Raw genomic sequence first — 19,517 nt, 5'->3', positions numbered from 1 at the left:
CTCCTCGCGCCTTGTTGTTGCTGATGCTGGTGCTGACGAGCCCGGCTGTCTATGCCGACCAAGCGGCGGTGGAGGCGTCTGCGGCGGCGCAAGTCCAAGGCGTCGCCGCTAGCTGTGATGCCGGGGGCTTTGCCGTCGCCATCGATATAGGCCACACCCCGCAGGAGCCTGGGGCCATCAGCGCCCGCGGCGTGCCGGAGTACGACTTCAACGAGAGGCTTGCCCGCGACGTCGAGGCGGCTCTGCATGCAATGGGCCTAAAACGCGCGTTCATCGTCGCCGACCGCGCCCGCGGACGGCTGACCCTCACCGGCCGCACCCGCATCGCCGCCGACGCCGGGGCGCAGCTCTTTTTGTCCGTGCATCACGACTCGGTGCAGCCGCAATATCTGTCGGGCTGGGAGTTCGACGGCGAGACTCGCCGTTACAGCGACCGCTTCGCCGGCTTTTCACTGTTCGTCTCCGAGCAAAACCCACGCTTCACCGACAGCCTAGCCTTCGGGCAACGGCTGGGCCGCGAGTTGCGGGCGCGGGGGTTTGTGCCGACGCTGCATCACGCGGAGCCTATCCCCGGCGAGAACCGACCGCTGCTGAACCCGGAGCTGGGCCTATACCGATTCGACGGCCTAGCTGTGCTGCGTACGGCAAGCATGCCCGCTGTGCTGCTTGAAGCCGGGATCATCGTCAACCGCGACGAGGAGAAGCGCCTCGGTTCGGCGGCGCATCGTGCGGTCATGGCCGACGCGATCGTCGCGGCGGTCCTCGAAACCTGTGCCGAGATGGAAGCCGCGCGGCATTGAACCCCTCATGCAATAGCAGCCCGTCCAACACTCGTTTCTTCTGACTACCACGCTCCAGCGTGGTCGTACGTCGCATCGCTCCAGGGTCGCGTCTGACACGGCTGGTCGAGATGGCGTGCGACGTCATCGTGAACACGCAGGCCGCATTGCCCGGGGCCGTGTTCGGGTCGGACCGCGTTCTTGATCTCGACGGCGAATTGCAGGATTCAGCAGGCATTGGGCGCGCATGATCGCGAATCTGCGGCTAAACTCCACGAACAAACCATCACCTCCAGGAGATCGACATGGACGATGTGTTGCAACCGATCCGTAGACAGGTGCGTCCCACCTGGCACCCCGACTTGGAGCCGCTCAACCCGAGCGAGGAGCTTACCGTCGAGCTGCCGCTGCTCGGCCTGGTCAGCGCCGGTCAGCCGGTGGTCGCGGTCGAGGAGCGCGAGACGCTGACGGTCCCGGCCCGTCTCATAAAGCGGCATGCGGCCGATCGCAGCTTTGCCCTGTACGTGCGCGGCGACTCCATGACCGACGACGGCATCGACACCGGCGATCTGGTGGTCGTGGAGCAACGTCCGACGGCGGAGAACGGCGAGACGGTGGTGGCCCGCATCGACGGCTATCAGGTCACCCTCAAGCGCTTCTATCGCGAGCCCGAGGGGATCCGCCTGCAGCCGGCGAACGACGCCATGGCCCCGTTGGTGTTCGAGGAGGGCGAGGTGGAGATCCTCGGGGTGGTGTCGGGGGTAGTGCGGGCCGGGTGAGCTTGGTCTCGCCAACGACGCATCGACGACTCACCTCCGGAATCGTCGTCGTCTTGACCATTGCAAGCCTGCCGCCTCGGCGACGTGCCCGCTCCTCATCAGTTCGTGTGCGCGCCATCATCGGAGATCGCTGCGATCAGCTCCGACCCCCACTGCGCCGATAACTCGGCCAGGTGAACGACACGATGGGGGAACCGGTCTCCAGCAACCGGTCCATGATGCGCTCTCCGAGGTAGGTCTCCATCTCGGCGGCGGTCAGGTTGCCGATCAGAATGGTGGGGCGCATCTCCCCGTAGCGGGCATTGAGCACGTCGAAGAGCATGGCGCGGCGCTTGGTGTCGGTGCCGATCGCGACACCGACTTCGTCGAGCACGAGCAGGTCAGGGGTGGTGAGCAGGGCGAAGCTCTCGATCTCCGAGCGCTTGGCGACCGGCGAGTAGGCGTCGCGCAGCATCCGCAGCGCCCCGGAGATGGACATCAGGAGCCCCGTGCGGCCGGTGCGGATCACCTCGGTGAGGATCGCGCAGGCGAGATGGGTCTTGCCGGTCCCGGGGCCGCCGACCAGCAGCAGCGAGCTGCCCCGCTGTCTGAGCGCCTCGAAGCGCTGTGCGTAGCCGCGGCACACCGCCAGGGCCTCTCGCTGTGCCCGGGTGTGCGCCACGTAGCCGTCGAAGGTCCGGTCCAGGAAGCGGCGCGGAATCCCACAGCTCCCGACGGCCCGCTCGAGGTGTGCCTGGGCCGCTCGGAGCCGCTCGGCGGCGAGTTGGTTGACCTCGGCTCGCCCGACCGCGGCCAGATCCTCAGCCGAGAGGATCGGGGATGAGCCAAGGGATCTGATCGAGGGGGGTGGCCCCGACGCTGTAATCCTTGTCGGCCAATCTTGGCTCCGGCTCATGGTCTTGCCTCGTCGCGTCGCTTGCCTGCAGGGTCCGCAGTCGGTTGATGAAGGTCGCGTCCCAGCTGTCGCGTTGTGTGCCGGTGTCCGTCCAGTAGACGACGAACTCGTCGACCTGAGCCGCGGCCCAGGTGCGGGTCATGCCGTGCTTGGCGGCCCAGTCGAAGACCCGTTGGCTGGGCTGCCAGTCGGGCGGGATGGGTGTGCGCCCTCCCCCGCGGATGCCGGGGCGTTCCGCTGCGGAAGCGTCGTCGCCGTGCAGCACTGACGGCTCACTCACGGCTCCATGACGGTTCATATACCGGTCCGGGGGAACTGTGTTCCCTATCAAAGAGGAACCGGGTTCCCTACCCATGGGCACGGTGTTTCCTAAGGCACGCTGCTCCCTCCTCCCGGATAGGGCACTGGGTTCCCGATTCCTTTGGCACCCTTGATCCTTCTGCGAGGCGGACAACAGAAGCCGGTAGTGAGTCGCTCGTCCGGGTCCGCCTCTCGCGCGCTCGATCAGGGTGCCATCGAGCCCGCCCAAGGCTTTGGTGATACCGCGGCGGCTGAGCTCCGTCATCCATTCCAGGAGTGCGAGGGAGGGGAAACACTGCTCTCCCCCTTCGTCGGCATACTCGGCCAGCGCGAGCAGCACCAGCCGCTGAGCGAGCGTCAGTCCGCGGCAGTCCCAAGCCCAATCGCGTGCCGCTCGGCTCATGTCGGGCGCGCCTGCTCGGGGCGGCGTTGCAGCAGATCCACGACCTGGACATCCAGAGCGCGGGCGATGCGGCGCAGGCTGGCGAGGGTCGGGTTGGCGTCGCCGGTCTCGAGGCGGCAGATCCAGGCTTGCGAGGTGCCGGCGCGCTTGGCCACCTCGGCTTGGGTCCGACCGGATCGCTTGCGCAGGTGACGGAGGTTTCCTCCGATGGTGCTGTTCATTCCGGGCTCCGAATCGTTGTCTGTGATATCCGAGCCGGCGGGCCGGGCAGACCGTGACGCTGCCGCCGCCGACATGGAACATGCGCTCGAGACCGTCCCGCCGGCAGCGTGGTCGAAGCGTGGGCCGGTGCGGAAAGCGTCCTCGAACGCTGAACAGATGGTAGGCCGATTGCGTGCGCGGCGAAGCCGCTCAAGATGACGCTTTTCGACGCCTTTCGCGTGGTTGGGGTTTTTAGCGGCCATCGGGAGCGACGTGGCCCAGCGCGCCCGGCCCGGCCGGGGCGGCTCGGCACCCGAACAGCAGGAGACGAACAGGGGGATGACGGCTGGCGCGGGTTTGGCGCTTTCCGCCGGTTCATGCGGTGGATGGACGGACGGCCCGATCGCCCGCGCAATCGCCGGAAGGTGTGCTCTGCCGATGATGCGCGAGGCTGTGCGGTACCGTCGCGACCGGGCCGCATCGGCGATCGTCGCCCGACAGAGACGCGGCCGCTCGCGGACGAGCAGCCGTCGTCGGATCAGAACGATTCGAGCATCGTCGCGATCGTAAAACTGATCAGGCTCAAGATCAGCATCACGAATCCGATGGTCAAAATGATGTTGTCGGGCATGTCCGACAGGAATTCCACCAGGTAGAGCGGGGCGATGGCGGCGAACATCAGCACCGAGCCGAGCACCCGCAGCAGGCTCCGTTGCTGTCGGTGGCAGCGCTGAACCGCGGACGGTGCAGCCGCCAGCACGGGAAGATCGATTCGATGCTCCGGTTGCGTGTGCTCGAACGCAGTGTCGTTCTTGAGATTGATGCCGCCGAAATCGATGCTCACCGCCGGCATCGCCACTTCCGACGCCCTCGGCTTGGGCACGCTGTCGCCCATGATCCCGCGAATTGTCGAACGGATTTCATCACTCTTGTCGACCATCTACAAACCTCCGCTGACCCGTGATCCGAAGTATGCACTTGATATCGAACGCGTCGGATCGTCGCCCGCCGCATCGACCGCGTCAACGCAAAAACGGGTCGTGCAGCCGTCATTCCGGGGCGGATTCGCTGAACCGTGCACTCGGTCACGTTCAGCTCGCCAGCCTGACGAGCTCCAACACCGGCGCCTTGCGGACATCCTCGCTGCTGCGATAGAGGCTGTAGAGCGCCGCGACCAGCTTGGCCTTCTTCGTCGGCGTCAACGCGGTGCCGATCTCGTCGAGTCCGGCTTCGACGGACTCGAGCAGGGTTTCCAGCAACATGACGTCGACCGGACCCCGGACCATCGTGTCAGTCCCGTCCTCGGCACGCCCCTGTCCGGTCGCCAGCCAGAGCAGGGACACACCGGCCACGCGGGCGATATCGACCAGCTTGTCCGCCCCGGGAACGCTCGCGCCTGCGAGGTACTTGCGGAAGATGCTCTCGGAGATACCGCACTTTTGTGCGAATGCATTCGTGGACAGCATGCCCTTCGCGCGCGCCAGGCGCGTCGCGAACCCGGCAGCATCCCAGCAGGCTTCCCTAGTTAAATCAGAATCTTGATTGTTCGTCGTCATGGTCATACCACCCGCGTCGAGTGCCGAGAAATCGCTTTATAGCGCTTACAATGTCGCTTATTACGCTTTAATGTTTGACAAGATCGCTTTATAAAAACGATTATAACACCATCAACATGTTTTTCTGCCGTGAGAGCGACGATGACGGACACACCCTCGGCCCCCGACCTGGAGCCACCCCGGTCCAACCCTGCGCCGTACCACGATTGCGAGGTCGATACCCTGAACCTGATGTGGCTGCTCGGCGCGCGCGAGTTGGCCCGTTCGGACGCCGAAAAGGCGGTCTTGGTCTATGGTCTGGACCGGGAAGTGCTGGACATCCTGCGTCACGCCTCGCTCGCGATGCTGCGCGAGCTGGCCGCTTCGGGCGTGCTGTTGTTTCGACCGCGCTTTCGCGTGTGCTGGCTGCAGGACCGTCTTCGCACGACCGGGCCGTCCGCACTCGGGCTGGGGCTACAGGTGATTCTGCTCGCCGCCGAGGAGGTCGCCCAACCGTGAGACTTCAGCACCACGCCAGGACGCAGCTGGCGATCGCCTTGATCCGACGCGGCATGCGCACCTCGCTCGTCGGGCGGATCAGCGGCCTGCGCCCGGCCGTGCTGCGCACACTCCACCACGAGATTCACGGCTGCAAGCCTTTGCCCGGTCAACTACCGAGCACCGGCAGTCTCCTCGGCTCGGCGCGTCGGCAGGCCAACGCGTCGGTGTTCGCGGGCTTGTATCGCGCCTTCGGCGGCGCGGCGGTTGAGCGGAGCATCGACATCGAGGCGCTGCTCACGGGGCATCGCCTCTATCTGGAGCAGATGGTGCGGCTGGCGGCATCCGACACGCTGGGCCCACCCCTCGACATCAATCAGGGCTGGGTGATTGCCCGCGACCTGACCACGGGGCTCGTGCTCTTCCGCACCTGCGAACGCTGCGCGATCCCCTACGTGGCAGGGGCGTTCTCGCGCCGGGCAGTCGACTGTCCGATCTGTGCGTTGAAGATGTCTCGGCCGTCGCGCGATGGGGCTGATCGCCGGCCACCCGACCAAGCCGTGCATTCACCTCCGGCTGGCGAGCACAGCGATCACATCACGACAACAGATCCCTGACGTCGGCTACCCCGTTCACCCTGCGCCACGAGCGATCACCTTTAGATCCATCTTGGCGCCCAGTGCAATCCCGGCGCGCCGAAGCGCCAATCGAACCGCTTACTTCATTTGGAGACGTCACATGCCAACCTCTGTGCTGCGCTTGCGAACCGTGCTCGAGCGCACCGGCTACAGCCGTTCCGTAGTGTATGCCCGCATCGCCTCCGGTCTGTTTCCACGTCCGATCGCGCTCGGTGCACGCGCGTCCGCCTGGCCCGAGCATGACATCGAAGCGGTACTCGCCGCGCTGATCCGCGCCGTCACCGACGACGAGCTGCGCACCCTGGTCTCGGGCATCCATGCGCGACGATCGACCTTCGGTCTCCGTGCGGATGAACGCGCGCTCGCCGTCACCCAAGCCTGCGCCGAGACGCAAGCGCCGACGTCACGTCGAGCAGGCTGACCCAGCAGACGGGGCGATCGCACGAGACCGGCGCGCAGAACGGTTCGCGGCGCTCGCATCCGCAAATGCAACACGCGCGGCGTACCATGTGCTGGGGATCGTGCAGGGAGGGCCACGCAGTCCACAGAGACTCATCAGGAAAATGTCGTTGTGGTGCCACCCCGACATTGGGTCGATGCCGGATTGCCGCGACGTGGTGGACACGAGACCCGTTACGTCAGCGTCGCCAAGCTATGGGGGCAAGCATGGCCGTCAGGCAGGCGCCAGGGTAAGGATGAAGCGTGTTCGGGATCCGAGACGCCCTATGAACGGCTCCGTAGATCGAAAGTTTTGGTTGGGGGCATTTTTGGGGGCAGTATGTTTTATACCGGACTTTCTGAATCTTAATCTATTGTTTTTATTTTATTTTTCTAAGTTAGTGGCGGAGAGGGAGGGATTCGAACCCTCGATAGGCTGTTAACCTATACACACTTTCCAGGCGTGCTCCTTAAGCCACTCGGACACCTCTCCACGGGAAATCGCGATCGAACCGGCGGGAGAATTGCTCTCCGATCGCCATGGCCCCGATCTGCGAGCCGCGAAGAATACAGGAAGGTATGATTGCGTTCAAATCAGGCTTGAAAAGACGGGATCGACGATGCCTCGGCGACGGGCAATGTCCTATCCGAAATCCACCTCCCCTCCGAAATCCACCCAGAGAGAAGTCCACCGAAACATGGTTTCCCGAAAGGATCCGGGGCATCCGGCGATGTCCGATGTTGCCGATCGTTACCGCCTTTATCAGCTTGCCGTGCAGAATCCGCGAACGGAGATCGATTTCGTCGACCGCACCTTTCGGCAATTGCGCGGGCGAAGCGCCCGCATGCTGCGGGAGGATTTCTGCGGAACGGCGGCGGTGTGCTGCGAGTGGGTGGGTCGGCGCAAACGCAATCGGGCCTGCGGCATCGACCTGGATCCCGATGTCCTGGGCTGGGGGCGGCGTCACAATTTGTCCGCGCTGGACGCGGCCTCAAAGGGCCGAGTCGCATTGATCGAGGGAGATGTCCGCGAGATCGAGGCGCCCTCCCCCGATATCGTGTTGGCGATGAATTGCAGCTACTGGCTGCTCCGCGACCGCTGCCATCTCCTGCGCTATTTCGAGCGGGTACGCGACGCCTTGGCCGTGGGCGGGATCTTTTTCTTGGACGCCTTCGGGGGTTACGACACCTTTCGCCTGTTGACCGAGGAGCGACGGGTGGAGGATCCGCAGGGCGGCGGCTTCACCTATATCTGGGAGCAGGCGCTGTACGAGCCCGTGACCGGCAGGCTGGTCTGCCATATCCATTTTCGGTTCGACGACGGCTCGGAATGGCCACGTGCCTTCAGCTACGATTGGCGGCTGTGGACCTTGCCGGAGATCCGCGAGTTGTTGGGGGCCGCGGGTTTTTCGCGCGTGATGGTCTATTGGCAGGGATGGGATCCGCACGGAAAACCGGACGGCATCTTCGTGCCGGTCGAGAGCGGGGAGCCGGACGCCGGGTGGATCGCGTATCTGACGGCGGAGAAGTAGGCATCTCGCGGAGTGGACCTGGATCCGTTCTTCGGCCTTGGGGCGAGCTTGCGCATCCCTGCGGGGTGACGGCGCAGGGGCTGCCGCGGGGATGGGTTTCGCTGCGCTCGGGCTGGGCTGGGATTGAGACGTGGGAGCGGGGAGGATGGGTTTCGCTGCGCTCGGGCTGGGCTGGGATTGAGACGTGGGAGCGGGGAGGATGGGTTTCGCTTCGCTCTACCCATCCTACGGGGTTTGTTGGGGGTGGGCAGGGATGCGCAAGCGGATGTCTTGGAGGCGGGACAGGATGAAAGCGGCGACGGCCTCGGGGGTGTTGAGGGGGAGGACGACGAGCGGTGGCTCGACCGCGAGGGGCGCGTCGGTGGCGACGGCGATGATGGACGGATCGCCGGGGTAGAGCGGGGCCTCGCCGGTGGTCGGGCGATGGACCTCGATTTTGGGATAGTCCGCGTGCTTGAAGCCTTCCACGAGGACCAGATCGAGTCTGTCGAGCTCGAAGCGTGCGAGCATCCGATGGAGATCCGGGTCCTCGCCCTGCACCGGATCTTGGACCTGCAACGCCCAGCGCGCCGTGGAGGCGAGCAGGGTCTGATGCGCACCCGCCTCGCGCACCTCATAGCTGTCCTTGCCGGGCACGTCCAGGTCGAAGCGATGGTGGGCATGTTTGAGGTAGCCGACACGCAAACCACGACCGTCGAGAACGGCGACGACCTGCCGGACCAAGGTGGTCTTGCCCGACCCGCTCGGGGCAACGAAGCCGACTACGGGAATGATTGTCTCGTCCATCGGGTTGATCCTCGGTGCGAATGGGGACGGCACCGCCTCTTCGGCACGCGCCTGCTCGTCGGATTTTATACCGAGCACACGCAGATTTTTCGCCGCATTGCACGCCCCTAAAGCGAGGAGGTGCGCCGTGTCCCGCCGCGCACGGGACGCACCCTGCTTTCCGAATAACCCACGCGCGCTCGGAATCAACGCGTGAGCCCAGTCCACGCCTTGGACATTTCCAGAAGGCCGGCGCAGAATGTCGCGCAGAAGCGGTCGGCCCCTATCGCGGTCACGACCGACGCAGCGCACCACCGCGCATTCCTCGCGAAACCCCGTCCCTCGACGACATCGTCCCGAAGAAAAGACTTCCGAATCCATGGCTCAATACATCTTTACAATGAATCGGGTCGGCAAGGTCGTGCCGCCCAAGCGCGTCATCCTGCGCGACATCTCCTTGTCCTTTTTCCCGGGCGCCAAGATCGGCGTGCTCGGTCTGAACGGCTCGGGCAAATCGACCCTGCTGAAGATCATGGCGGGTCTCGATACCGAGATCGAGGGCGAGGCACGGCCGCAACCCGGCATCAAGATCGGTTTCCTGTCGCAGGAGCCGGGGCTCGACGCAACCAAGGACGTGCGCGGCAATGTCGAGGAGGCGCTCGGCCACATCACGGCGGCCTTGGAGCGGCTCGACGCGGTCTACGCGGCCTATGCGGAGCCGGATGCGGACTTCGACGCCCTGGCCAAAGAGCAGGCCGATCTCGAAAACCTGATCGAGGCCACCGACGGACACAACCTGGAGCGCACGCTGGAGGTCGCCGCCGATGCGCTGCGTCTCCCGCCCTGGGATGCCGACGTGACCAAGCTCTCGGGCGGGGAGCGTCGTCGAGTCGCGCTCTGCCGTCTGCTGCTGTCCAAGCCCGACATGCTGCTCCTCGACGAGCCGACCAACCACTTGGACGCCGAATCGGTCGCCTGGCTCGAACGCTTCCTGCACGAGTATCCCGGCACCGTCGTGGCCGTCACCCACGATCGCTATTTCCTCGACAATGTCGCCGGCTGGATCCTGGAGCTCGATCGCGGCCACGGCATCCCCTGGGAGGGCAACTATTCCTCCTGGCTGGAGCAAAAGGAGCAGCGTCTGGAGCTGGAGCAGAAGCAGGAGCAGGCCCGCATCAAGTCCATGAAACACGAGCTGGAGTGGGTGCGCTCCAACCCGAAGGGTCGCCACGCCAAGAGCAAGGCGCGCATGGCTCGGTTCGACGAGCTGCAGTCGCAGGAATTCCAGGCCCGCAACGAGACCAACGAGATCTACATCCCGCCCGGCCCGCGTCTGGGTGACCTGGTGATCGAGGCCGATGGACTGAAGAAGGCGTACGGCGACAATCTGCTCTACGACAACCTCTCCTTCACCCTGCCCAAGGGCGGCATCGTCGGCATCATCGGCCCGAACGGCGCGGGCAAAACCACGCTCTTCCGCCTCCTGACCGCTCAGGAGACACCCGACGCCGGGAACCTGCGCATCGGCGAGACGGTGAAGATCGCCTATGTCGATCAAAGCCGTGATGCGCTCGACGACAGCAAAACCGTTTGGGAGGAGATCTCCGACGGGGCCGACAACATCGTGGTCGGTCGCTACGAGATGTCCTCGCGCGCCTATTGCAGTCGCTTCAACTTCAAGAGCACCGATCAACAGAAACGCATCGGCGATCTCTCCGGCGGGGAACGCAACCGGGTCCATCTGTCCAAGCTCTTGAAGAGCGGCGGCAACCTCCTGCTGCTCGACGAGCCCACCAACGATCTGGATGTCGAGACCCTGCGCGCACTCGAAGAGGCACTCCTGACCTTCCCGGGCTGCGCGGTGGTGATCAGCCATGATCGCTGGTTCCTGGATCGCATCGCGACCCACATCCTGGCCTTCGAGGGCGACTCGCAAGTGACCTGGTTCGAAGGCAACTATGCCGACTACGAGGCCGCCCGGCATCGCCGCTTGGGCACCGAGGCGGATCAACCGCACCGGCTCAAATATCGGAGGCTTACCGCCTAGACGGCCACGGGGCCGTCTGCGCCCGACCATGAGCCTGCGTCTAAACCGATTGATTCGGCATCCCTGGAAACCCTGGCGGGTTGTTCCCGCCTCCACGCGCTCTGCCACACGGGGTTATCTGGTCGCCCTGAGCGGCAGCCTCCTGACCTTGGGGCTGGTGGCCTGGGATTATCGCGAGCGGATGTCCGCGATCGCGGCCGATTCGAACGGACAGCACGCCGAGTTGGGGGTCACGCCGGCACTGGCGCTGATCGTCGCGACGGCCACGACGACGCTCGCATTGCTCTTCTACCTGCGTTTCCGTGCGCTCGCCCGCGCGCAGCTGCGCGACCTCGCGGATCTGGACGCGGCCGGCGAGACCTTGCGCGCGCTGCTCGGCACCGTCTCGCACGGGGTGATCCTGACCGACATCGACGGCCGGATTCGCTTGTTCAATCCCGCCGCCGAGATCCTCTTCGGACGCCTCGGCGAAGAGACCTTGGCCTTGCCGATCGAGATCCTGATCCCGGATCTGCGGCTGTCGGATGTTTTCGAGGGCTCCCGGGCGAGCCCCGGACTCGGACCGCGCGTGCTCCACCTCCAGGGTGTTCGCGCGGACGATCGGCAGTTCCCGATGCGCTTGCTGACCCGTCCCTTGACGCTCGACGGCGAGGATTTCCGACTGCTGATCGCCGAAGACATGACCGAGTCCGAGCGCAGCGGGCAACGCATGGAATTCCTCGAGCAGCGCGACCCGCTGACGGGGCTTCAGAACCGACCGACCTTCGAGCGTATCCTCGCTGCCGTCACGCCGCTGCGCGGCGACGAGCACCCCGAGCATGCGCTCTGCTTGATCGACATCGACCGTTTCAAGGTGATCAACGACACCTTCGGCCATGCCGCCGGCAACAAGGCCCTCGAACAGCTCGGGCAGATCGCCAAGACCAAGTTGGGCGCCGCAACCGCCTTGGCCCGCTTGAGCGGAGACGAGATCGTCGCCCTCTTCGTGGGCGACGCGGCAAGCCAGGCGAAGGCGCTCTGCGAAGATCTGATTCGCACGACCCGCAACTTTCTCTTCACCTGGCAGGAGCGCTCGTTCGACATCACGCTCAGCATCGGCCTGGTCGTGTTCGACCCCCGCAAAACCGGGTCTATCGATGCGCTCGGACAAGCCGATATCGCCTGCCGCGTCGCCAAGGAAAAGGGTCGGGATCGGGTCCATGTCTACCGCCATCGTGATGCCGAGAGCATCCGTCACCGCGGTGATCTGGCCCTTGTGCCCGCGATCGGTCGCGCCCTGAGCGAAGGGCGATTCCGGATCATGGCACAGCCGATCCAAGCGCTCCACGGCAGCAATCAGCCGATCCACTACGAGATCCTGGCGCGGATGAAGGACGAGAAGGGCAACGCCGTGGTGCCGGACACCTTCATCGCGGCGGCCGAGCGTCACGTCCTCATGCCGACGATCGACCGCTGGATCGTCACGCATGTCTTCTCGCGCCAGTCCGAGCAACTTGCCGCTTGGCACGCAGCCGTTCCGGATCGCTTCATGCTCGCGATCAATCTGTCCGGGACCACGCTGATGGACGACGGCTTCGCCGCGTATCTCAAACGTCAGTTCGCCGAGTACGCGATCCCTTACGCCAGCATCTGCTTCGAGATCACGGAGACCGCTGCCGTGGCGGATCTGCGCCGCGCCAGGACCTTTATGCAAGAGATGCGTGCACTCGGGACATCCTTCGCGGTCGACGATTTCGGAACGGGCTTCGCCTCCTATGCCTATCTGAAGTTCCTGCCGGTGGACTATCTCAAGATCGACGGGAGCTTCGTGCGCAATCTGGAAACGGATCCCGTCGATCGCGCGCTCGTCTCCTCCATCAACCATATCGGACATGTGCTGGGCATGAAGACGATCGCCGAATGGGCCGAGACCCCGGAGCTGGTCGAGCGACTTCGCACGATGGGCGTGGACTATGCGCAAGGTTTCGGGGTCGGACGACCGTTGCGGCTGGAGGATCTTCGGCTGCATCGCGCCTTGAGGCAGGATGCACCCGTGCAGGCTCCGGCGGATGTCCTGCCTCGATCGGTCGCGCTTTGAGTCCGGGGCGCAGAGAGGCGATCCGCCGAGCACCGGGTTTCACTGAACAGGACGGATAGCGAGATGGGTGCCAAGAAACGATTCCTCCAACGCGCAGAGACCCTTTTGGAGCGTCTCGCGATGCTGCTGCCGGCCGGCACCGAGTCCCCGGACTGGACCGCCCATGCTTTTCGATGGCGCCGCCGCGGCGATCGCGGCTGGTTGCAGGCGGTGCCCGCTCCGCATCGGATCGACCTCGACGACCTGCTCTGTCTGGATCGACAGAAGGCCGAGATCGAGCGCAATACCACACAGTTCCTCGCCGGCCGCGGGGCCAACAACGTCCTGCTGTGGGGCTCGCGCGGGACCGGCAAATCCTCGCTGATCAAGGCGGTCTTCAATGCGATGCGTGAGCGCGGGCTGCGTCTGATCGAGATCGACAAGGACGACCTCATTCAACTCCCCGAGATCCTGGAGCTGATTGGCGACCGCCCGGAGCGCTTCATCCTCTTCTGCGACGACCTCTCCTTCGAGGCCAGCGAATCCGGCTACAAGGCGCTCAAGGCCGCCTTGGACGGCTCCATCACGGCAACACCCGAGAACCTCCTCATCTACGCCACCTCGAACCGCCGTCATCTGCTGCCGGAGCTTCAGTCGGAGAACCGGGAGGCACGTTTCGTCGACGGCGAGCTGCATCACGGGGAGGCGGTCGAGGAGAAGATCTCGCTTTCGGACCGGTTCGGGCTCTGGGTCGCCTTTCACCCCTTCAGTCAGGCCCAGTACCTTGCACTCGTCCACCACTGGCGCGCCCGCTTCGGCGAACCATCCGAAATCGCTGCGCCCGGGGCGCGCGAGACGCTCGAGCGTGCCGCACTCCAGTGGGCCTTGCGCCGCGGCTCGCGCAGCGGTCGCACGGCCTGGCAGTTCGCCCGCGATTGGTCCGGGCGCGGCTGACCGCAGGACAGATCGGCAATGCGCTCCGGCACAGATACAGGTGAAGCGATGAGCCAGTTGAAGCAGCCGCCCTGGCTTCATAACGCCGAGGGCAAGATGCGGCGAGTCGGCGTCGAGTTGGAGATGAGCGGGCTCGGGCTCGATGCGCTGGCCGCCTGCGTGGCCGGCTTCTTCGGCCTCGAGATCGAATCGCGCGGACGTTACGAGCGCGTGCTCGCAGGCGATCCGGCGGGCGACTGGGTCGTCGAGCTGGACTACGACCTGCTCAAACGGCTCGGCCGCGAGACCTACGCCGAGGACACCTTGGAGGGAGAGATCGCTCAGGCGGCCGAAGGTGCCCCTGCCCGTCGCCGACGCATCAACAGCCTACACAATCAGGCCATCGACCGAGTCGGCGAGGGTTTGCGCGTCAGCGGTCGGGATCTCGACGGTATCGTCCAGGCGATCGAAGACCCGCAGTCGGAGTTTCTGGTCGGCGTGCAATGGCATCCGGAGTTTCTGATCTATATGTCGCGTCAGCGCGCCCTGTTCCGCGCGCTCGTCGGACATGCGCGCGCCTTGGCGTGACCGAAACCCCCTTTGGCGCGATGATTCAGCCAGTCGTTCGGTCCCGGCATCAAGGCACGCCTCGAGCACGAGACCGGCGGGATCGACACGCGCACCGGCAAGGCTTGGAGCAAGGTCAAGAGCTGGTTCGGCTACGCGGTCTGCACCTGATCGCCGACACCCGCTACGAGATCCCAGTGGCGATGCACCTCACCCGGGCGGCGTCTCACCCGGCGACGACGGGCGCATCGTGCGGATCAGCCTCGACGACCACGATCGGCGCATCTTCGTGCCCACACCACACGGCAGCCCGAGTTGGCTGCGCGGCTGCAACCGGCGCAGCGCCCTGGAACGGATCAACGACCGCATCGACAACAGCTTGCGAGTGAATCTTATTTGCGGACCCTGCCGCGCTGCCGAGCGTCCGCGATGGCGTGAAAAACCCGCCGTGCCGACTGGCTCGACCGTCGACGATGCTCGGCAGGTCCGGGAAAACGCTGCAGCGCAAATGGCTCCGACCATCCCGCGGTTGTTTCGACACTGGTTGAACAATACACTTCACGCCTTTACTTCGCCGATAGTCCTGCCGATGCGCACCTCCCAGTTTCCGATCCAGACCCTCAAAGAGACCCCGTCCGACGCGGAGATCGCCAGTCACCGCCTGATGCTGCGTGCCGGCATGATCCGTAAGCTCGCGGCCGGGCTCTACACTTGGCTGCCGATGGGGCTGCGCGTCCTGCGCAAGGTCGAGGGCATTGTCCGCGACGAAATGGACCGCGCCGGTGCCTTGGAGGTTTCCATGCCTGCGGTGCAGCCCGCCGAGCTGTGGCAGGAATCCGGCCGTTGGGACCAATACGGCCCGGAGCTGCTGCGTCTGCGCGACCGCCACCAGCGCGACTTCTGCTTCGGCCCGACGCACGAGGAGATCATCACGGATCTCGCCCGCAACGAGCTGAAGAGCTACAAGCAACTGCCGATCAACTTCTATCAGATCCAGACCAAGTTCCGCGACGAGATCCGGCCGCGCTTCGGTGTCATGCGCGCCCGCGAGTTCCTGATGAAGGATGCTTACTCCTTCCATCTCGACGATGCCTCGCTCGAAGACACCTACCGGCAGATGCACGCGGCCTACAGCCGCATCTTCAGCCGATGCGGGCTCGATTTCCGCCCGGTGCAGGCCGACACCGGCAGCATCGGCGGCAACGCCTCGCACGAGTTCCATGTCCTGGCGGACTCCGGCGAGGACGCCATCGCCTTCTCCGACAGCAGCGACTACGCGGCCAACGTCGAGCTGGCCGAGGCACTCGCCCTGACCGACGCCGCCCCGGCGCCGCAGGAGACCGCGCGCCTGGTCGACACCCCGAAGGCACGCACCATCGCGGATCTGGTCGAGCAGTTCGCTCAGCCGATCGAGCGCACGGTCAAGACCCTGGTGGTTGCGGCCTCCGCCGAGAGCACGTCCGCTCTGGTCGCACTGCTGGTGCGCGGCGATCACGAGCTCAACGCCCTCAAGGCCGAGAAGCTGCCCGGGGTCGCCGCGCCGCTGCGCATGGCAACCGAGGCCGAGATCCGCGACGCGATCGGCGCCGGTCCCGGATCGCTTGGACCGAAGGATCTGCCGATCCCCTGTATCGTGGATCGCACCGTCGCGGTCACCGGCGATTTCAGCGCAGGCGCCAATCAGGACGGCAAGCATTGGTTCGGCCTGAACTGGGGGCGGGATCTGCCGCTTCCCGAGGTCGCCGATCTGCGCAACGTGATCGACGGCGACCCGAGCCCGGACGGCTCGGGCCATCTTCGCATCGCGCGCGGGATCGAGGTCGGACACATCTTCCAGCTCGGGCGCAAGTACAGCCAAGCCATGAAGGCCAACGTGCTCGGCGAAGACGGCCGTGCGACGACCCTCACCATGGGCTGTTACGGCATCGGGGTGTCGCGTGTGGTCGCCGCGGCGATCGAGCAGCATCACGACGAGCGCGGCATCTCTTGGCCGGCGCCGATCGCGCCCTTCCAGGTCGCACTCCTGCCGATGAAGCTCGGCAAGTCCTATCGGGTTCGCGAGGCCACGGATCAGCTCTACGAGGATCTCAAGCAGGCCGGCATCGACGTCCTGCTCGACGATCGCGACGCCCGCCCCGGCGTCATGTTTGCCGACATGGAGCTGATCGGCATCCCGCATCGCATCGTCGTCGGCGACAAGTCGCTCGACGACGGCCAGGTCGAGTACAAGGGCCGCAACGACAGCGAGACCCAGCTCATCCCGATCGAGGAGATCGTCGGCTGGGTGTCGGCGAGGCTTCGGTCGGGCTGACCTCAGCCGCCAGCCGCCAGCCACCAGCCACCAGCCACCAGCCACCAGCCACCAGCCACCAGCCACCAGCGATCCTCGGCAATCGCGCACGGGCAACGCAACACCGACCGCCTCGCGCGCAATCCATGCCGCCCGCCGCCTCGAACGAAGCCGGAGGCAGGGGGCTGGACGCTGGAGGCCCCCTAACCACTGGAACCGCAGGACAAACAGGATCTCACCTCAATGACTAAAGAAGCCTCCTTCGACCGCGACGCACTCCTCGCTTGCGGACACGGCGAGATGTTCGGTCCGGGCAATGCCCAACTGCCCGTGCCGAACATGCTGATGATGGATCGTGTGCTGCGCATCGCCGATTTCGGCGGCGCCAACGGCAAGGGCGAGATCCTGGCCGAGCTGGATATCAAGCCCGAGCTCTGGTTTTTTCAGTGCCATTTTCCCGGCGACCCGGTCATGCCCGGCTGTCTGGGTCTGGATGCTCTCTGGCAGCTCGTCGGCTTCTATCTGGCCTGGGTCGGCAATCCCGGGCACGGGCGTGCACTCGGGGTCGGCGAGGTCAAGTTCACCGGGCAGGTGCTCCCGACCGCGAGCAAGGTCACCTATCACATCGACATGAAGCGGGTCATCTCGCGCAAGCTGGTGCTCGGCATCGGCGACGGCGTGGTGCAGGTGGACGGGCGCACCATTTATACGGCCAAGGATCTGCGGGTGGGGCTCTTTACCTCGACCGATGGCTTCTAAACCGCGCCCGGTGCGATATGCGTAGTGTGTTGGATTGGCTTGGCCGCGTCGGCTCCGACAACTGACGGAGCCGACGCGGTTTAAAGTATTAAAAAATAATAAATTTCAAACCGCGTCTCACCGAGATCGAGGACATCTCCAAAGCCAAATGCAAAATGAAAATGACGCAGGTCGCTCTGGACGCGGTTTAGTGATGGACGCGGTTTAGGGTTCGAAACGCATTTTTCCTGAGAAACGCTTCAAAAAGACCGAAACTCGTAGGATGGGTAGAGCGCAGCGAAACCCATCCACCCCGCTCAGACGCGCCTCGTCGCCGGGATCCGCGAAGACCCGCATCAGACAGTAAGCACCGAGATCCGGCACCACGGAAAACCCGTCGCCGCTGCCCATCAGGCGGATCCGGCCGGTCGGCATACGGCGATCGATCAGAAAGCGCTGAAAGCCCATCCGCAGGAAGGCATCGGGGACACGCAGCCCGGAATAGCGGAAGAAGCTGAACACGACCAAACGACTCACGATCATCCTTATTGCGATTGAAACGACACGCCGATCACCCGAGTCACCCTTGCGGACGGGTGCCCCGACCGACTCCAACACCGCATCGAAGCGTGCTATGTTCGACGCACGATCCACCCACCCGGAGCAGGTGCGCCATGAGATTTCCTTATGGATTAAGCGACTTCGGCAAGCTGATCCGCGAAGGCTATTTCTACCAGGACCGCACCGATCGCATCCCGCTGCTGGAAGCCTCGGGCGATCAACTGCTCTTCATCCGCCCGCGACGCTTCGGCAAGAGCCTGCTGCTGTCGATGTTGGAATGCTACTACGATCTCGGCCGGGCCGAGCAGTTCGACGCCTTGTTCGGATCGCTCGCCATCGGTCGCGACCCCACGCCGTCGCACAGCCGCTATTTCGTCATGCGGTGGGATTTCTCGCTGGTCAAGGCGCAGGGCGAGGTTCGGGACATCGAGGCGGCACTGCACCAACACATTAACGACCGTATCCTACGATTCCAGCAAGACTATGCAGACCACCTGACGAAGCCCATCGTCTTGCACGCCGATAACGCCATCTCAACCTTCGAGTCGGCCTTGACAGTGGTCTCGCAGACCCCGCACAAGCTCTATCTGCTGATCGACGAATACGACAACTTCGCCAACGAGGTCTTGATGGCGAAGCGCGAGCAATACGAAGCCCTGCTCTACGGCGAAGGTCTGTTGAAGACCGTCTTCAAAGCAGTCAAGGCCGGCGCCGGGGGCCAGGGGCTCGATCGGGTGTTCATCACCGGCGTCTCGCCGGTCGTCCTGAGCGACATGACCAGCGGCTACAACGTCGCGAAAAACATCTATCTGGAGCCCGAGCTCAACGACCTCTGCGGCTTCACCGAGCCGGAGATCGCCGCCGTGCTGACCCGCCTGGCAAGCGACGGCGCCGACTGGTCGCACGCCGAGGCGCTGGACACCATGCGCACCTTCTACAACGGCTATCGCTTCAGCGAAGACGCCGATGCCCGGATCTACAACCCGACACTGAGCCTCTATTTCCTGGAGCATCTCGGCAAACGCGGACGGTATCCGCGCCGGATGCTCGACGAGAATCTGGCGATGGACCGCGCGAAGCTCGTCTATATCGCGCGCCTGCCGCATCGAGCAGCGCTATTTCAAGATCCTCTCCAACCGCGACTACCGCTGGAGCAACGAGCTGCTGCTGAAGACCGCCTTGCTCACGCTCCTGTTCAACGACCGGCTGTACATGATGGTTTCGGAGCTGGAGACCGATCGCGGATATGTGGATCTCGCCTTGATCGTGCGTCCCGACATGCGACGCGTCCGGGCGTTGGACCTGCTGCTGGAGCTCAAGTATCTCGGCCTCAAAGAGTTGGGGCTCAGCGGCGAGCAGGTGCGCGCTCACCCCCGCGAGGCGCTCGCCGCCCTGCCCGCGGTCGCCGCCAAGCTCGACGAGGCCGAGAAGCAAGCGCGGCGCTACGGCGCTGCCTTGCGCGAACGCTATGCCTTGACGGACCTGCACGCCTTCGCCGTGGTCGGCATCGGCCACGAGCGCCTCGTTTGGCGGGTGGTCGATGTCACCGCGCGCTGCTGACA

General features: G+C 64.8%; 19 protein-coding genes, 1 tRNA gene and 2 pseudogenes. 13 read left to right on the top strand and 9 right to left on the bottom strand.

The features are described 5' to 3' along the window. Positions 1 to 11: 11 nt before the first annotated feature. Positions 12 to 800 carry an N-acetylmuramoyl-L-alanine amidase gene (locus KFB96_RS02790; RefSeq protein WP_213458852.1) on the top strand — a complete coding sequence of 263 codons (789 nt, stop codon included), beginning with the start codon at positions 12 to 14 and terminating at the stop codon, positions 798 to 800. Between the two features lie 284 nt (positions 801 to 1,084). After that, positions 1,085 to 1,558, top strand: a complete 474-nt coding sequence (locus KFB96_RS02785) for a LexA family transcriptional regulator (RefSeq protein WP_213458851.1) — start codon at positions 1,085 to 1,087, stop codon at positions 1,556 to 1,558. 136 nt (positions 1,559 to 1,694) lie between these two features. Here KFB96_RS02785 and KFB96_RS02780 read toward each other — a convergent pair whose 3' ends face one another. From KFB96_RS02780 to KFB96_RS02760, 6 genes and pseudogenes are all read right to left on the bottom strand, one after another. After that, positions 1,695 to 2,453, bottom strand: a complete 759-nt coding sequence (locus tag KFB96_RS02780; protein ID WP_213458850.1) for an ATP-binding protein — start codon at positions 2,451 to 2,453, stop codon at positions 1,695 to 1,697. Beyond that, positions 2,359 to 2,733 carry a DnaT-like ssDNA-binding domain-containing protein gene (locus KFB96_RS26285; RefSeq protein WP_300971777.1) on the bottom strand — a complete coding sequence of 125 codons (375 nt, stop codon included), beginning with the start codon at positions 2,731 to 2,733 and terminating at the stop codon, positions 2,359 to 2,361. The genes KFB96_RS02780 and KFB96_RS26285 overlap by 95 nt, the downstream gene beginning before the upstream one ends. Positions 2,734 to 2,985: 252 nt before the next feature. Continuing rightward, a pseudogene (locus tag KFB96_RS26280) lies at positions 2,986 to 3,156 on the bottom strand (helix-turn-helix domain-containing protein); the annotation flags it as partial. Further along, complete coding sequence (locus KFB96_RS02770) at positions 3,153 to 3,377, bottom strand: helix-turn-helix transcriptional regulator (protein WP_213458848.1); 225 nt, start codon at positions 3,375 to 3,377, stop codon at positions 3,153 to 3,155. The pseudogene KFB96_RS26280 and the gene KFB96_RS02770, both read right to left, overlap by 4 nt. Positions 3,378 to 3,895: 518 nt before the next feature. After that, entirely contained in the window at positions 3,896 to 4,297 is a 402-nt protein-coding gene (locus KFB96_RS02765) for a hypothetical protein (protein ID WP_213458847.1), read from the bottom strand. A gap of 151 nt (positions 4,298 to 4,448) precedes the next feature. Then, the gene (locus KFB96_RS02760; protein ID WP_213458846.1) at positions 4,449 to 4,913 is read right to left on the bottom strand and encodes a helix-turn-helix domain-containing protein; all 465 of its coding nucleotides are present in this window, start codon (positions 4,911 to 4,913) and stop codon (positions 4,449 to 4,451) included. Positions 4,914 to 5,054: 141 nt separating this feature from the next. Here KFB96_RS02760 and KFB96_RS02755 point away from each other — a divergent pair, with 141 nt between their 5' ends. From KFB96_RS02755 to KFB96_RS02745, 3 genes are all read left to right on the top strand, one after another. Beyond that, entirely contained in the window at positions 5,055 to 5,411 is a 357-nt protein-coding gene (locus tag KFB96_RS02755; RefSeq protein ID WP_213458845.1) for a flagellar transcriptional regulator FlhD, read from the top strand. Then, on the top strand, positions 5,408 to 6,007 hold the full coding sequence (locus KFB96_RS02750) for a FlhC family transcriptional regulator (RefSeq protein WP_213458844.1): 600 nt from the start codon (positions 5,408 to 5,410) through the stop codon (positions 6,005 to 6,007). The genes KFB96_RS02755 and KFB96_RS02750 overlap by 4 nt, the downstream gene beginning before the upstream one ends. A gap of 121 nt (positions 6,008 to 6,128) precedes the next feature. Further along, the gene (locus tag KFB96_RS02745; RefSeq protein ID WP_213458843.1) at positions 6,129 to 6,449 is read left to right on the top strand and encodes an AlpA family transcriptional regulator; all 321 of its coding nucleotides are present in this window, start codon (positions 6,129 to 6,131) and stop codon (positions 6,447 to 6,449) included. 419 nt (positions 6,450 to 6,868) lie between these two features. On the opposite strand, the gene KFB96_RS02740 is transcribed toward KFB96_RS02745, so the two are convergent. After that, a tRNA-Ser gene (locus KFB96_RS02740) sits at positions 6,869 to 6,959 on the bottom strand. 238 nt (positions 6,960 to 7,197) lie between these two features. Between KFB96_RS02740 and KFB96_RS02735 the strand changes: the two genes are divergently transcribed. Then, a complete protein-coding gene (locus tag KFB96_RS02735) occupies positions 7,198 to 7,998 on the top strand; it encodes a class I SAM-dependent methyltransferase (RefSeq protein WP_300971249.1) in 801 nt (266 codons plus the stop codon). Positions 7,999 to 8,223: 225 nt separating this feature from the next. On the opposite strand, the gene mobB is transcribed toward KFB96_RS02735, so the two are convergent. Further along, complete coding sequence (gene mobB, locus KFB96_RS02730) at positions 8,224 to 8,793, bottom strand: molybdopterin-guanine dinucleotide biosynthesis protein B (RefSeq protein ID WP_213459838.1); 570 nt, start codon at positions 8,791 to 8,793, stop codon at positions 8,224 to 8,226. A 349-nt stretch (positions 8,794 to 9,142) separates the two neighbouring features. Here mobB and ettA point away from each other — a divergent pair, with 349 nt between their 5' ends. The 6 genes from ettA (at position 9,143) to fabA (ending at position 17,415) form a co-directional block, all read left to right on the top strand. Beyond that, the gene (ettA, locus tag KFB96_RS02725) at positions 9,143 to 10,810 is read left to right on the top strand and encodes an energy-dependent translational throttle protein EttA (RefSeq protein ID WP_213458841.1); all 1,668 of its coding nucleotides are present in this window, start codon (positions 9,143 to 9,145) and stop codon (positions 10,808 to 10,810) included. 28 nt (positions 10,811 to 10,838) lie between these two features. Beyond that, positions 10,839 to 12,887, top strand: a complete 2,049-nt coding sequence (locus tag KFB96_RS02720) for an EAL domain-containing protein (protein ID WP_213458840.1) — start codon at positions 10,839 to 10,841, stop codon at positions 12,885 to 12,887. A gap of 63 nt (positions 12,888 to 12,950) precedes the next feature. Further along, positions 12,951 to 13,820 (top strand): ATP-binding protein, encoded by an 870-nt coding sequence (locus tag KFB96_RS02715; RefSeq protein ID WP_213458839.1) that lies wholly within the window; start codon positions 12,951 to 12,953, stop codon positions 13,818 to 13,820. Positions 13,821 to 13,868: 48 nt separating this feature from the next. Further along, positions 13,869 to 14,387 carry a gamma-glutamyl-gamma-aminobutyrate hydrolase family protein gene (locus KFB96_RS02710; protein WP_300971248.1) on the top strand — a complete coding sequence of 173 codons (519 nt, stop codon included), beginning with the start codon at positions 13,869 to 13,871 and terminating at the stop codon, positions 14,385 to 14,387. A 568-nt stretch (positions 14,388 to 14,955) separates the two neighbouring features. Continuing rightward, positions 14,956 to 16,677, top strand: a complete 1,722-nt coding sequence (locus KFB96_RS02700; RefSeq protein ID WP_213459836.1) for a proline--tRNA ligase — start codon at positions 14,956 to 14,958, stop codon at positions 16,675 to 16,677. A 222-nt stretch (positions 16,678 to 16,899) separates the two neighbouring features. Beyond that, entirely contained in the window at positions 16,900 to 17,415 is a 516-nt protein-coding gene (gene fabA / locus KFB96_RS02695) for a 3-hydroxyacyl-[acyl-carrier-protein] dehydratase FabA (protein ID WP_213458837.1), read from the top strand. A gap of 204 nt (positions 17,416 to 17,619) precedes the next feature. On the opposite strand, the gene KFB96_RS02690 is transcribed toward fabA, so the two are convergent. Continuing rightward, positions 17,620 to 17,931, bottom strand: coding sequence for a hypothetical protein (locus KFB96_RS02690; RefSeq protein ID WP_213458836.1), 312 nt, complete (start codon positions 17,929 to 17,931; stop codon positions 17,620 to 17,622). A gap of 137 nt (positions 17,932 to 18,068) precedes the next feature. Between KFB96_RS02690 and KFB96_RS02685 the strand changes: the two are divergent. Beyond that, positions 18,069 to 19,515: pseudogene (locus KFB96_RS02685) on the top strand (AAA family ATPase). Positions 19,516 to 19,517: the final 2 nt, after the last annotated feature.

Source organism: Thiocapsa sp. (assembly GCF_018399035.1).
GTDB lineage: Bacteria > Pseudomonadota > Gammaproteobacteria > Chromatiales > Chromatiaceae > Thiocapsa.
Note: the sequence above shows the minus strand (reverse complement) of the source record. Positions and strands in the feature narration are given on the sequence as shown.